Source organism: Xanthomonas euvesicatoria pv. euvesicatoria (assembly GCF_020880415.1).
In the GTDB taxonomy this organism is placed as follows: Bacteria; Pseudomonadota; Gammaproteobacteria; order Xanthomonadales; family Xanthomonadaceae; genus Xanthomonas; species Xanthomonas euvesicatoria.
Genome location: NZ_JAJIUJ010000020.1, coordinates 33,664 through 47,847, shown reverse-complemented (window position 1 = coordinate 47,847; position 14,184 = coordinate 33,664). Strand labels below are relative to the sequence as shown.

Here is a 14,184-nt window from a genome sequence, read left to right as displayed (position 1 = left end):
GCGTTGCCCCATCACCTGTGGATGCTTCGATGCCGCGCACCATCACGCTGCACTCCGACCTTGGCGAGCGCCTGCTGCTGCATCGCATGCAGGCCAGCGAAGCGTTGGGGCAGCTGTTCGACTACCGCATCGATGCGTTGTGCACCGAACTGCAGCCCAACCTGCGTGATCTGCTTGGCACGCCAGTGGCGGTGCAGCTGGCCGATGGCGAGGGCGAACAGCGCTGGTATCACGGCATGGTGGCCAGTTGCGCGCACAACGGCTACGCCGTGGTCGATGCGCTCGATTACGCCGTGCTTGAACTGCAGGTGGTGCCCAAACCATGGCTGCTGACCCAGCGCCGCGATTGCCGCATCTATCAGGACATGAGCGTGCCGGAGATCGTCACCAGCGTGCTGGGCGAGATCGGCTACGGCGATGTGCAGCAGCAGTTGAGCGCGCAGTACGCCAAGCGCACCTACTGCGTGCAATACCGCGAGGACGATTTCAGCTTCATCAGCCGGCTGCTGGAACGCGAAGGCATCTACTACTACTTCACCCACACCCGCAGTGCGCATACGTTGGTGCTGGCCGATGCACTGGGTGCGCATGCAACGAAAAACGGCGTGGACAGCCTGCCCTATGTGCCGCCGGGAACCGATGACCGGCGCCTGATGCGCTCGGTGGTGAGCCATTGGCGCAGTGCGCGCGGCGTGCATTCCAGCCAGCATGGCAGCACCGACTACGACCCGCTGCAGCCGCGTGCATCGCTGGCCGCCGATGCCGATGCCGGCGGCGAACAGTTGCACACCGTCGATGGTCTGATCGCCTTCGACTACCCCGGCGCGCATACCGTGCAGGCCGACGGTCGTCGCTACATGCAGGTGCGCACCGAGGCGCACAACGTGCAGCGCGCCAGCCATGCAGCCACCACCAATGCCTGCGGCCTGATGGTCGGTGCCTTGTTTCGCTTGCGCGGGTTCCCGCGCGCCGAACTCAATCAGGAATATCTGGTGCTGTCGGCGCACACCACGCTGGCCGCGCCCGAACACGGCAGCGGCGAGCCGCCGTTTTCCAGCAGCGTGCAGGTGATGGAAAGCCGGCTGCCGTTCCGTAGCCTGCAACGCACCGCAACGCCAACCATTGCCGGCCTGCAGACGGCGGTGGTGACCGGCGACACCGACGAGGACATTGCGGTGGATGCGCATGGCCGCGTGCAGGTGACCTTTCACTGGGCCACTGCGGCACGCCCGCATGCCGCGCCGTCGTGCTGGGTGCGTGTGGCTTCGATGTGGGCGGGCAAGGGCTGGGGCGCAATGAGCCTGCCGCGCGTGGGGCAGGAAGTGGTGGTGAGCTTTCTGGAAGGCGACCCGGACCGCCCGTTGATCGTGGGCAGCGTCTACAACGGCGACCATGCGCCGCCGTTTTCCTTGCCCGATAACAAGACCCAAAGCGGCGTGCGCAGCCGCAGCCTGCTGGGCGGCGCTGCCGATTTCAACGAGTTGCGTTTCGACGACAAGGCCGGCGCGGAAGAACTCTACCTGCGCGCGCAGCGCGATTTGCGCGAAGAGGTGCAGCACGACCACACCAGTACCATCGACAACGATCGGGTCCTGGCGGTCAAGCACGACCGTCGTGCGCGGATCGACAACAACGACAGCGTGGAGGTCGGCAAGAAGCTGCTGCTGAAAGCCGGCGAAGAGATCGAGTTGGTGACCGGCAGCGCGCGGCTGGTGATGAAACACAACGGCGAGATCGTGTTGAGCGGCATCAAGATCCTGGTCGATGCCAGCTCGGAGGCCAAGATCACCTCCACCGCCATCAAGCTGTTGGCCAATGCACAGCTGCAGGCCAAATCGCCGGCCACCGAGGTGGCTGGCGATGCCACGCTCAAACTGACCTCCGGCGGCATGCTCAGCGCCGAAGCCGGTGCCTCGGCCACGCTCAAGGGCCCGCTGGTCAGCATCAAGGCCGACGCCTTGGTGCAGGTCGGCGGCGGCCTGATCATGATCGGATGAGCGCGCCCACGCTCTCGCTGGCGCAGGCCTGTGCGCAGATGCAGCTGTCTGCGCCGGCCTGCGCACAGCTTAGTACGCCGATCACGCCGCAGGCGGCGGTCAGCGCGCTGCTGGCCAGCGGTCATGGCGAAGATGCCATCAAGCTGCTCGCGCGCCTGCTGCCCAAGCGCTACGCGGTGGCCTGGCTGTGCCAATGCGTGCGCGGCGAAACCCTGGACGAGGAAGACCGCGCCGGCGCGGCACTGGCCGAGAAGTGGGTGCGCGAGCCCAGCGAGGCGCATCGTCGCGCCGCGCAGGCATTTGCGCATGCCGGCGATTATGTCTCGCTGGGCGCGTGGCTGGCTGCGGCAGTGGCCTGGTCCGGCGGCAGCCTGGCGCCGCCGCAACAGACCACGCCGGTGCCGCCGGCCGACCATCTCACGGCGCGCGCGGTGGCCGCGGCCATCACCTTGCTGGCCGCGCGTGAGCCGGCGCAGCTGGAGGCGCGGCGCAGCGGCTATGCAGCGCATGCCATGGAGTTGCTGACCAGTGTGGGGGCGCCATGAAGTTGACTAATTGTCGGAGTGGCGATCCGCGCGCGGCACATCGTGGGCACGGCATCGGCGCCAACTGCGCGAGACGCAGCTGGTGTTCCAAAGCATGGTTGGATGCGGCACACACGCCAAGCTGCAGCACCAGAAGAAGCCTTGGTGCCGAACCGACAGCGCGGGGGCGCACGGCGATCAGCATTTGCGACTGTGCTCCAGCGCAGGCGATATCCGTTTGCCGCATGCCCTCCACCGGCAATGACGCACGCAGCGTTTTCTGCCGACATACACGCATGCCAGTCGCACCTTCCGATCACCGTATGCAGGAGTCCATGGCGTGTCCAGTTCGCAGTTGATCCTCACCGTCAGCGGCGCGCAGGCCGCGCAGTTCGGCGCCAGCGCGCAGAAGCGCTTTGCCGGCACCGGCGGCAGCATCGGCCGCTCCGACGAAAGCGATTGGGTCCTGGCCGCGCCCGGTGTCTCGCGCACGCATGCGGTGGTGCGCTTCCTCAACGGGATGTATTTCATCGAAGACCGCAGCACCAACGGCATGTCGCTCAACGGCACTGCGCTGACGCGTGCGGACCCGTCCGCGCTCAGCGATGGCGACCGCCTGCAGCTGGACAGCTTCGAGATCCAGGTGCAGGTGCAATCGCTGGCCGCAGCATCGCCGGCAACACCGGTGTTCGACCCGCTGCCAGATGCGATGGACGACCGCACCCAGGTTGCGCCACCGCCGTCGACGCTGCGTGCCCCCTCCGCCACAGCGGGCTTCGAGCTGCTGGAGTTCGGCACGCCGCCTGCGGCGCGGCCTGCGGTGGACGCAGTGTTGGACGAATTGCTGCTGAGCGGCGCATCCCGCGAGCTGGATCCGTTGCGCCTGCTCGACCCGTTGCCTGCGCCGGCGCGCGATGCCAGCCCCAGCGCGTGGAATCAGAGCAACGCCCGCCACGACCATTTCCGTCCGCCGGCCAGTCCCGATGCACGTGCCACCTTGCCGGAAAACTGGGACATGACGCTTGGCGATTTTGCGCCACCCGCGCCATTGCCTGCGGTATCGCCCATGGCCGCGCCGGTGGTTTCGCCATTCACGTCGCCGGCGGCGCCGGTTGCAGCCGCAGCATCGGCGGCAACGACGGTGCCGCCGGAGCTGGATCGCATCTTCGCCATCGTGGTCGACGGCGTCATGGACGTGCTGCGTGCACGCGCGGAGATCAAGAACACCTTCCGGCTGCCGGTCACGGTGATCCAGCGCTCGGAGAACAATCCGCTCAAGTTCGCCGCCACCGCCGAAGATGCGCTGCAGAAGTTGCTCGCACCGCCAAGCGCGTCGTTTCTGTCCGGCGTGCCAGCGTTCGAAGATGCCTTCGACGATATCCGCTGCCATCAGATGGCGATGCTGGCCGGCATGCGCGCAGCCTTCGACGCCATGCTGTTCCACTTCAGCCCGGACCGCCTGGAGCAGGAAGCCGACGCCGGCGGCAAGCGCCTGAGTTTCGGTGGCAAGGGGCGTTACTGGGAGCGTTACCGCGACAACTTCGAGCAGCTACGCAGCGACCCGGACGAATGCTTCCGTCGCCTGTTCGGCGATGAGTTCGCGCGTGCCTACGAAGCGCAACTGGCGCGCCTGAAATCGGCACGGCGGCAGCCGGCGGGGCGCGGGATCTAGAACGCTTCATCCAATCGCGTGCCGTCTGCACGGGCACACCGGCGGCGTTGCCAGCGCGCTAGTCAGGCAGAGTCTTGACGAACTCGATGAAGGCGCGCAGCGCCGGCGGTGTGAGGGTGCGATTGGGGTAGTACAGGTACGGGCCCTGGAATGGCTGCCACCACGGGCGCAGGATGGGTTCAAGCGCACCTGCGTCGAACTGCGGCTGCAGCCATTGTTCGAACAGATGCAGGATGCCGCTTCCGGCGATCGCCGCCTGGATCGCCAGCTCGATCCCGCCGCCGATCTCCACCAGCAATTGCCCCTGCGGAACGATGGTGACCACTTCACCGTCGCGCTCGAACTCCCACTCTGCAATGACGCCGCTTGGGAAGCGCCCGCGGATGCAGTCGTGGGCAACGAGTTCCCGCGGGTGGGTGGGGCGTCCGCGCCGGTCCAGGTAGCCTGGCGCAGCCGCCGTTGCGATGCGTTGCACGCGCGGGCCGATCGGGATGGCCACCATGTCCTGCTGCAGCCGTTCGCCATAGCGGATACCGGCGTCGCAGCGTGCGGCGATCACGTCGACAAAACTTTCTTCGGTCAGGATCTCCAGCGTGATGTCCGGGTACGCCGCCATAAACGCCGGCAGGATCCTCGGCAGCACCAGGCGCGCGGCACTGACCGGCACGTTCAGCCGCAGCGTGCCGGTCGGCGTATCACGAAAGGCGCTGACCACCTCCCTGGCGTTCTCCAGTTCCAGCAAGGCGGGCGCGATGCGTGCCAACAACGCATTGCCTGCATCGGTGAGCACCACGCTGCGTGTGGTGCGGTTGAACAGCCGCACGCCGAGCGATGCCTCCATTCGCTTGATCGCATCGCTATAGGTCGATGCGCTCACACCCGCGCTCTTGGCGGCTTCTCGAAACCCTCCCGCGCGCGCCACGCGCACGAAAGCCTCCATGTCTGCCAGGTGACCGCTCATTGTTCGGCAATCCGTACGGCCCGTCCGCTTTGTGCCGGATTGTCGCACAAGGGTGGCCTACGTACAGTTCCCTTGCGCCGCGGCAGCGGCCACGTAGTCGCCGCAGCGCACGTCCCGCGTTGCTTCTTGCTTCTTCAAGCCACGCGAAAGATCCCGTCGCAATCTCGGCGTGTCCCAACACACGCGGCGGTTTGGCACATCACCCGGATACACACCAAAAGGATTCCCATGAACAGCGGCAAGCCCCTTGGCGGCACATTGACCCTGCCCGGCACCACCCTTGCCATCAATCGGATGGGTTACGGAACCATGCAGTTACCCGGACCGCATGTCTGGGGACCTCCGCGCGACAAGGCATCGGCCTTGTCGGTGTTGCGCGAAGCAATCGCCCTGGGCGCCAACCACATCGACACCGCGCAGTTCTACGGCCCCGATGTGTCCAACGCACTCATCCGCGAAGCACTGCATCCCTATCGCAGCGATCTGGTCATCGTGACCAAGATCGGTTTCAGCCGTGGCCCCGATGCTTCGTGGAATATCGATGTGTCGCCTGCAAGCCTGAGGCGGCAGGTGCATGAAAACCTGCAGAGCCTCGGCCTGGAGACACTGGACGTGGTCAACGTGAGGCTGGGCACGGCAATGGACACCGACGAGCGTTCGATCGCCGAACCGGTCGCGTGCCTGGCCGAGCTGCAACGCGAGGGCCTCGTACGCCACATCGGCTTGAGCAACGTCACTGCGCGACAGTTCGAACAAGCGCAAACACTGGCCAGCATCGTCTGCGTTCAAAACCAGTACAACCTGGTCAAGCGCGACGACGACGCCTTCATCGAGATGCTCGCGCAACAGGGTGTGGCCTATGTTCCGTTCTTTCCGCTCGGCGGCTTTTCGCCCCTGCAGTCGGAGCTGCTGTCGGGCGTTGCCAGGCAGGTAGGCGCGACGCCGAAGCAGGTTGCACTTGCATGGCTGCTGCAGCGCTCGCCCAACATCCTGGTCATCGCGGGAACATCGTCGGTGCCGCACCTGCGCGAGAACTTCGCATCCGCCGAGCTGAGCCTGTCGGCCGAGCAGGTCGCAACGCTCGATGGCATCGCTGCCGAGGCCAGTGGCGCTCAATAGGAAGGTGGGTGGCAACATGCCGATGGAGATCGGCCAACCCGTCTCCGCGCAATCGCCAGGCGGGTGCCTACGCACCATCCAGGCCGCCCAGACGACTCGCGAGGTCTTGTTGGCCGCTCCACGATGCGCCTGCCGCATCGACACCGCAGGCCTGCTCTCACGGCCAGCGCCCCACAGCCCAACGTCTCGCCCAATGACCGCAACGTGACCGGCTGACGGCAGCGGCGCAGGCGTTGGTGCCTGTCCGACAGGGCACGGCGCCTGAGACGTTTTGACGGGTGACCACCTTGGGTGCGCCGCAGAATCGCTCCACCGACACGCATCGGCGGTGCGGCGCTTGCGTCGGCAATGACCGCCGGGCGTGCCGCGTGCAACGCAGCTCAATGCACCCGACAACGCAGCGCGCAGGCGTTCCTGCAGGCATGCCTGGCAGTCGCATGCAACGCGGTGTGGACGCCTGTGCGCTGCATCGGTGGCCGACCTTTTTCTCAGCGGGTGGATCATGCAGAACAACAAGGTCGTGTGGAGCGAAGGGCTGTTCCTGCGCCCGCAGCATCTGCAGCAGCAGGAGCGCTACCTGGAGCGCTACGTCGACCTGCGTGCGGCGCGGTTGCGGCCCCATGCCTGGGGCGTGAGCGAGCTGGAATGGGAGACCGATCTGCTGGCGGTCGGCAAGCTGGGCCTGCGGCGTGCGCGTGGCGTGTTCGCCGATGGCACGCCCTTCGCCATGCCTTGCGACGACCCGCTGCCGGTGGCGCTGGAGGTCGAGCCCACTTGCCGCGACCAGATCGTCTATCTCACCGTGCCGCTGCGGGTGCCGGCGCAACCCGAACTGGGGCGCCCGGAATCGCCGGCCGATCAGCTGTTTCGCTACCGCGTGCGCGAGACCGAGAGCAACGACGCCTCCGGTAGCACCAGCGAAGCGGTGTTGATGGAAGTCGGCGGGTTGAGCACGCGGTTGCTGCCGCACTCGCAGCCGTTGGAAGGGCTGGACCGCATCGCGGTGGCGCGCATCATCGAGACGCGCGCCGACCGCCAGGTGGTGCTGGACCCGCATTTCATTCCCAGCGCGATGGTGTGCCAGGCGGCGCCGCGCTTGACCACGTTTCTCACCGAGCTGCTCGGCCTGTTGCATCAGCGCGGTGAAGCGCTGGCATCGCGCGTGACGCTGACCGATCGCGGCGGTGCTGCCGATATCGCAGACTTTCTGTTGCTACAGCTGGTCAACCGTTGGCAGCCGCAGATGGCGCATTGGGCCGCCGCGCCATTGGCGCATCCGGAAGAGCTGTTCCGCGCCCTGGTGGCGCTGGCCGGCGAATTGAGCACGTTCACCGCTGCCGGCAAGCGCCCCCCTGCATGGCCCGCCTATCGGCACGAATCGCAGCAGGACAGTTTCGAGCCAGTGATCGGCGCCCTGCGCAGCAGCCTGAGCGCAGTGCTGGAACAGACCGCCACGCCGCTGCCGATCCAGGCGCGCAAGTTCGGCGTGTGGGTGGCGATGGTGCCGGACCCGGGCCTGCTCGACAGCGCGGCGTTCGTGCTCGCGGCCAAGGCCGACATGCCCAGCGAAGAGTTGCGCCGGCAATTGCCCGCGCACGCCAAGATCGGGCCGGTGGAGCAGATTCGCGATCTGGTCAATCTGCAGTTGCCCGGCATCGTGGCCACGCCCATGCCGGTGGCGCCGCGACAGATTCCGTATCACGCCGGCTATCTGTATTTCGAATTCGACAAGAGCGCAGCGTTGTGGCGAACGCTGAAGACCTCCGGCGGTATCGCATTCCACTTCGGCAGCGAATTCGCCGGGCTGGACCTGCAACTGTGGGCGATCCGGAGCTGAGCATGAGCCGACCTGTTGCCGATCTGGCGCCTGCCTACGCCGCACCGCTGCCGGCCGCAGAGGGCGGCGGCGTGCCCAGCGAAGATACCGACATCAGCGAACTGCTGGGCCGCAGCGTCAACCCGTTGGTGCAGGCCGCCACGCCGCTGCTGCTGTTGGCGGTGCAGTTGCGCCACAGCGCGCAATCGCCCGATGTGGCCCGCCTGCGCGAGCAGGTGATGGCGCAGGTGCGCCGCTTCGAACAACGTGCACGCGATGGCGGCGCGCCGGTGGAGGCGGTCACCGCCGCGCGCTACGTGTTGTGCGCGCTGCTGGACGAAGCGGTGCTCAATGCGCCGTGGGGCGAGCGCAGCGGCTGGTCGCAGAAGACCTTGCTGGTGACCTTCCACAGCGAATCGTACGGCGGCGCCAAGTTCTTCCAGATCCTGGAGCGCTTGTGCGCCGATGTGCCACGGCATCTGGACTTGATCGAGCTGATGTACCTGTGCCTGGCGCTGGGGTTTGTCGGCCGCTACCAGATCGAGTCCGGCGGCATGGTGACGCTGGCGGCCATCCAGGACGATGTCTATCGCCGCATCCGTGCGGCGCGCGGCCCGGCGCCGGACAGCCTGGCCCCGCGTTGGCGCGGGGTGGAAGACCGCCGCCGGCTGGGCCGTTATCTGCCGGTGTGGGCGGCTGCGTTGCTGGGGGTGAGCGTGGTGGTGGTGACGTTCGTGTGGTTGCAGGCGCGTTTGAACAGCCTGTCCGCACCGATCAGTGCGCAGGCTGCCCAATGGGGCATTGCGCCGGCCACGCCACCGGACGCTGCGCCCGTGCCGCCGCCGGTGCGGCTCAAGCAGTTGCTCTCCGCGCAGGAACGCGCCGGCCTGCTGCGCGTGGACGAACAGGCCGACGGGCAGACGCGCGTGCGCCTGAGCAGCGCGGCGATGTTCGCCTCCGGCGGGGTGGAGGTGGAGCCGCAGCAGCGCGGCTTGATCGCGCAGATTGCAGCGGCCATCGAGCAATTGCCGGGGCGGGTGATCGTGGTCGGGCACACCGACGACGTGCCGGTGCGCTCGCTGCGCTTCCAGGACAACTACGCCTTGTCGGCCGCACGTGCGCAGGCGCTTGCGCAGGTGTTGCAGGCGCAGCTGAGTACGCCGGGGCGGGTGGACGCCATCGGCGCTGGCGATTCGCAACCGATCGCACGGCCAGTGCAATTGCCGGCCAACCGCGCGCGCAATCGCCGCGTGGAGATCCTGTTCCAGCCTGGGGAATGACGATGAAGACGCTGTTGTCCAAGCTGAGCGCAACGGTAGTGGTTGGCCTGCTGGCGCTGTGCCTGCTGTCGGTGCTGCTGTGGGTGGGTGGGCCGTATGTGGCGCTGGCCGGCTGGAGCCCGCTGAGCAGCGTGGCGGCGCGGCTGCTGGCGATCGTGTTGCTGGTGGTGGCGTGGGTGGGCGTGCTGGCGCTGCGCCGCTGGCGCACGCAGGCACGTGCGGCGACCTTGTCCAGCGCGCTGGCGGCGCCGGGTCGCGACGACGACCGTGAGCTGCGCAGCGGGCAGGAACGCGCGCAGCTGCAGGCGCGCTTCCAGCAGGCGATCCAGTTGCTACGCAAGCGGCGCGGCGGCGCCGATCTGTACACGCTGCCGTGGTATGCGCTGATCGGCCCGCCCGGTTCGGGCAAGAGCACCTTGCTGCAGCATTCGGGCCTGCAGTTTCCGCTGGCTGCGCGCATGGGCGATGCGGCGTTGCGCGGCGTCGGCGGCACCCGCGATTGCGAATGGTGGTTCACCGACGAAGCGGTGTTGCTGGACACCGCCGGGCGCTATACCACGCAGGATTCGGACCAGGCGGTGGATGCCGGCGCGTGGCGCGATTTCCTGCGCCTGTTGCGACGCTATCGCCCGCGCCGCCCGCTCAACGGCGTGTTGGTGACGATGAGCATGTCGGACCTGTTGCTGCTCGACGATGCCGAGCGCGACACCCACATGCAGGCGATCCGCCGCCGCCTGGACGAACTGGCCGAGCAGTTGCAGGCCAGCGTGCCGGTGTATCTGATCTTCACCAAGTGCGATCTGATCGGCGGCTTTGGCGAGTTCTTCGACGATCTGACGCCGGCGCAGCGCAACCAGGTGTGGGGCATGACGTTTGCGCTGGCGCAGACCCTGGACGGGCAGGCGGCGCGCAGGTTCGCCGACGAGTTCGGCGTGCTGCAGCAGCAGCTGAGCGCGCGCCTGTTCGAACGCCTGCACCTGGAACGCGACCGTCTGCGGCGTGCGGCAATCCTGTCGTTTCCGCAACAGGTTGCCGCACTCGGCGAGCGTGCGCGGCAATTCGTCGAAGGCACCTTCGCCGGCAATGCGTATGGCCCGGCACCGTTGCTGCGCGGGGTGTACTTCACCTCCGGCACGCAGGACGGCACGCCGATCGACCGCATGATGGGCGCGGTGGCGCGCACCTTCGGCCTGGAAGAAGCGCGCGTGCAGGCGCCGGGCGCGCAACGGCGCACCTTTTTCGTCGAGCGGCTGCTGCGCGAGGTGGTGCTGCGCGAATCCGGCCTGGCCAATACCCCGCCCACCCGGCAGCGCCGCAGGGCGTGGTTGCAGGCCGCCGCGTACGCGGGTGTGGCGCTGCTGACCGGCGCAGTGCTGGCCGGGTTGGGGCTCAGCTACGTGGGCAACCGTGCGTACCTGCATCAGGTACGCGCTGCGCTGGACGCGCGGCCGGCAGTGCCCGATCCCAATGCCGCCACCGGCATGCCCGAGTACGTCGCGCGCACCCTGCAGCAAGCCGATGCGACGCAGGCGGTGGTGAAGGTGGCGCAGCAGTATCACGCCGGCGCGCCGTGGTCGTTGCGCATGGGGTTGTTCCAGGGCCAGGCGGTGGGCGAGCAAGTGCAGGCCGGCTACCTGCGTCAGCTCAACGCCACCTTGTTGCCGGCCTTGGCGGTGCGCCTGCGCACCGGTCTGGTCGATAACGCACAGGCACCGCAGGCGCTGTACTACACGCTCAAGGGCTATCTGATGCTGGGCCAGCCGCAGCATCTGGACCCGGCGCAACTCAGCGCACTGGCCGCCATCGAAGCGGTAAAATTGTTCCCGCGCGAGCCGGCATTGCAGCAGGCGCTGGGTGCGCATCTGCAGGCCGTGCTGGAGTCGCCCACGCGCGCGCGCGCGCTGTCGCTGGACAACCAGCGCATCGCCCAGGCGCGCGCCAGCCTGCGCGCGGCCAACCTATCGACACTGATCTACGGCAACCTGTTGCTGACCCCGCCGGACGGCACGCCGTTGCGGCTGGATAAAGCGCTGGGCCTGCTGGCCGACACCTTCGTGCGCCGCAGTGGCACGGCGTTGTCCACCCCGGTGCCGGCGCTCTACACCCAGCCGGTATTCGCCGCGTTGCAACGCGATGGCATCGGCCAGGCGGTGGAACGCTTCGGCCGCGACGATTGGGTCTTCGGCGGTGCGGCGCTGGACGCGTCCGCCAAGGCCACGCTGGTGCGCGAAGTGGGACAGCGCTACACGGCCGATTACATCCGTTACTGGGATGCGTTGCTGGCCGATCTGCAACTGCGCCCGTCGGCCGATCTGGCCGGTGCCAGCGCCACTGCCGCCAAGCTGGCCGGGCCCAGTTCGCCACTGCGGCTGCTGCTGGGCGTGGTCGGCGAGCACACCCAGGCAATGGACCGCGCACCACCGGTAGACCCCGCGCAGCGCGCGCTGGCAGCTGCCGCCAACTCGGCAGGCACCAAGGCGACTGCCGCCGCGGCCAAACTCCCCGGCGGGGCGGCGATGAGCGCCGCGCTGGCCACGCCCGCCGAGGGTGGCGCAGCTGCAGCGCCGGCACCGGGTGCGGCGATCAGCGAGCATTTTCTGGCACTCAACGCCTTGGCCGCCGGCGCCCCGGGCAGCACGCCGCTGGACCATCTGCTGAGCGTGCTCGATCAGCTCGGCAGGCAATTGCTGGTGATTTCCCAGGGCGGCGGCGATGCCGCGGCGGCCAACGCGCAACTGGCATTGGCCCGGCAGGAAATGGCGCAACTGCCGCCGCCGGTGACCGACTGGCTGCAGAGCCTGGCCGGCAGCAGCGCCACCTTGATGACCCAGGGCGCACGCGCCGCGCTGGATGCGCAGGTCAGGCAATCGGTGGGCGAGGTGTGCACGGATTTCGTGCGCGGCCGCTACCCGTTCGATCCGCAGGCGCAGGTGGAGATCCCGCTGCAGAATTTCGGCGAGTTGTTCGGTAGCGGCGGCCGTCTGGATGCGCTGTATACCGGCACCGTCAAACCGCTGCTGGACACCCAGTCCCCGCAATGGCGCTGGAAGGATGGCCCGGACGCGGTCACCGGCGCGCCCGGTCTGCCGGTGCAACTGCAACTGGCGCAGCGGATCCGGCAGAAATATTTTCGCGGCGGGCCCACGCCGCAGATCGGCTTTACCGTGCTGGCGCCCACGTTGGGCGAAGGCGTGACCCGGCTGACGCTGGATATCGAAGGCCAGCGCTACGACTACCAGCCCGGCGCTGCGCAAAGCATGCCGATGATCTGGCCCGGCCCGGTGCCGGGGCATGTGTCCATCGCCGCCTTCGGCGCCGATGGCGTGGCGCTGGGTACGCTGGACTACCAGGGCGATTGGGCGCTGTTCCGCGCGCTGCAGGCCGGGCACCTGGAAAACCCGTCGGACCTGCGCTTTGTCGCCCGCTTCGCGCTTGGCGGCCACGACGTGCAGGTGCCGCTGCGTGCCGGCAACCTGCGCCACCCGTTTCTGGACAGCGACGTCCAGCACTTCGCGTGCGGCCGATGAGCATGCCGGCGCACGAACCACTCGGTTTCCACGGCAAGTTGCCCGGCGTGGGCGACTTCGTGCAGCGGCGCCTGCCGGCCAGCTTCGTGCAGCCGTGGGACCTGCAGTTCGCCAACTGCCTGGACACGGCGCGCCAGCAACTCGGGCAGCACTGGCCTGGCGCGTATCGCAACAGCGGCCTGCGCGCGTTTGCGTTGGGGCCGGGCGTGTGCGGCGCGCAGGCCTGGGCCGGCCTGCTCGGCCCGGGCGAAGACCGCCTGGGGCGCTGTTTTCCGCTGACCGTGGCAATGCCGTTGCCGCACCTGTGCCTGCCGTCGGCGGCATGGTTCGGCGCGGTGGCTGCGTGCCTGGGCCGCAGCTTGCGCGCACGCACCGATGCGGCCGGATTCGATGCCGCGCTGCGCGCGCTCGGCGTGCCGGCCGCGCCTTCCAGCACGCATGTACCGGCGCCCGGCCAATCGCTGTGGTGGCGGTTGGGCGCGGCCGCGCAATCGATCGACGGGCTGCCCACCGCCCAGATGTATCTGGAGTGGTTGCTGGCCGAGCAGGACATCACCGAGGTGACCCGATGAGCGCGCCCTACCAATCGGCTGGGCACACCGAAACCGGCAAGGTGCGCCGGCTCAACGAAGATGCCTTGCTGCTGCGCGAAGACGCCGGCCTCTGGGTGGTGGCCGATGGCCTGGGTGGCCACAGCGCCGGCGATTACGCCAGCCAGCTGCTGGTGCAGCGGCTGAGCGCATTGGTGCGCCCGGCCGACCTGTGCGATTTCCTGGATGCCATCGACGACACCCTGGCGCAGATCAATCGCGAGCTGCTGCAGGTTGCGCGCGAGCGCCGCGTGGACATGATCGCCACCACCGTGGTGGTGCTGGTGCACGACCCGGATTTCATGCTGTGCGGCTGGGTCGGCGACAGCCGCATCTACGCGCAGCATGGCGGCCCGCTGCGCCAGCTCACCCGCGACCACGTGCACGGCGTGCGCGACGATGTCACCCAGTTCGGCAGCGCACACGCCAGCGCCGCGGCGGCCGGCGTGCTCACGCGCGCGGTGGGTGCGCAAGAGCCGCTGTTCGTCGATTGGGTGCTGACGCCGAGCCTGCCGGGCACGCAGTTTCTGCTGTGCAGCGACGGCATCAACAAGGAAATCCCGGACCCGGAGCTGGATGCCGAATGCCATCGCTTCGGCGATCCACGCGCGCTGCTGGCGCGTCTGTTCGAATTGGCGATGGGGAGGGCGGCACGCGACAACGTCACCGCCGTCGTCGTCCGCCTGCAGGAGTAAGTG

At 68.1% G+C, this 14,184-nt stretch carries 10 protein-coding genes; 9 read left to right on the top strand and 1 reads right to left on the bottom strand.

Features of this window, described 5'->3' with window-relative positions; all coding sequences use genetic code 11:
- The first annotated feature begins 29 nt into the window (after positions 1-29).
- The 3 genes from LN450_RS02620 to tagH all read left to right on the top strand — a co-directional run bounded on the left by LN450_RS02620 (position 30) and on the right by tagH (position 4,193).
- A complete protein-coding gene (locus LN450_RS02620; protein WP_008573304.1) occupies positions 30-1,997 on the top strand; it encodes a type VI secretion system Vgr family protein in 1,968 nt (655 codons plus the stop codon).
- Entirely contained in the window at positions 1,994-2,542 is a 549-nt protein-coding gene (locus tag LN450_RS02615) for a DUF6931 family protein (protein WP_008573306.1), read from the top strand. Before LN450_RS02620 ends, LN450_RS02615 begins: the two co-directional genes overlap by 4 nt.
- Before the next feature lie 319 nt (positions 2,543-2,861).
- Entirely contained in the window at positions 2,862-4,193 is a 1,332-nt protein-coding gene (tagH, locus tag LN450_RS02610; RefSeq protein WP_011348996.1) for a type VI secretion system-associated FHA domain protein TagH, read from the top strand.
- Positions 4,194-4,251: 58 nt separating this feature from the next.
- Here tagH and LN450_RS02605 read toward each other — a convergent pair whose 3' ends face one another.
- Positions 4,252-5,133: a LysR family transcriptional regulator gene (locus tag LN450_RS02605; protein WP_039417629.1), complete on the bottom strand. Its 882-nt coding sequence runs from the start codon at positions 5,131-5,133 to the stop codon at positions 4,252-4,254.
- Positions 5,134-5,382: 249 nt separating this feature from the next.
- Between LN450_RS02605 and LN450_RS02600 the strand changes: the two genes are divergently transcribed.
- From LN450_RS02600 to LN450_RS02575, 6 genes are all read left to right on the top strand, one after another.
- Positions 5,383-6,273 (top strand): aldo/keto reductase family oxidoreductase, encoded by an 891-nt coding sequence (locus tag LN450_RS02600; protein ID WP_011348994.1) that lies wholly within the window; start codon positions 5,383-5,385, stop codon positions 6,271-6,273.
- 502 nt (positions 6,274-6,775) lie between these two features.
- Entirely contained in the window at positions 6,776-8,110 is a 1,335-nt protein-coding gene (gene tssK, locus LN450_RS02595; protein ID WP_011348993.1) for a type VI secretion system baseplate subunit TssK, read from the top strand.
- Positions 8,092-9,369, top strand: a complete 1,278-nt coding sequence (icmH, locus tag LN450_RS02590; protein ID WP_039417628.1) for a type IVB secretion system protein IcmH/DotU — start codon at positions 8,092-8,094, stop codon at positions 9,367-9,369. Before tssK ends, icmH begins: the two co-directional genes overlap by 19 nt.
- Positions 9,366-12,896 (top strand): type VI secretion system membrane subunit TssM, encoded by a 3,531-nt coding sequence (gene tssM / locus LN450_RS02585; protein WP_039417627.1) that lies wholly within the window; start codon positions 9,366-9,368, stop codon positions 12,894-12,896. Before icmH ends, tssM begins: the two co-directional genes overlap by 4 nt.
- Positions 12,893-13,468 (top strand): type VI secretion system-associated protein TagF, encoded by a 576-nt coding sequence (tagF, locus tag LN450_RS02580; RefSeq protein ID WP_039417626.1) that lies wholly within the window; start codon positions 12,893-12,895, stop codon positions 13,466-13,468. Before tssM ends, tagF begins: the two co-directional genes overlap by 4 nt.
- Positions 13,465-14,181 (top strand): PP2C family protein-serine/threonine phosphatase, encoded by a 717-nt coding sequence (locus tag LN450_RS02575; protein WP_011348989.1) that lies wholly within the window; start codon positions 13,465-13,467, stop codon positions 14,179-14,181. The genes tagF and LN450_RS02575 overlap by 4 nt, the downstream gene beginning before the upstream one ends.
- The last annotated feature ends 3 nt before the right edge of the window (positions 14,182-14,184 follow it).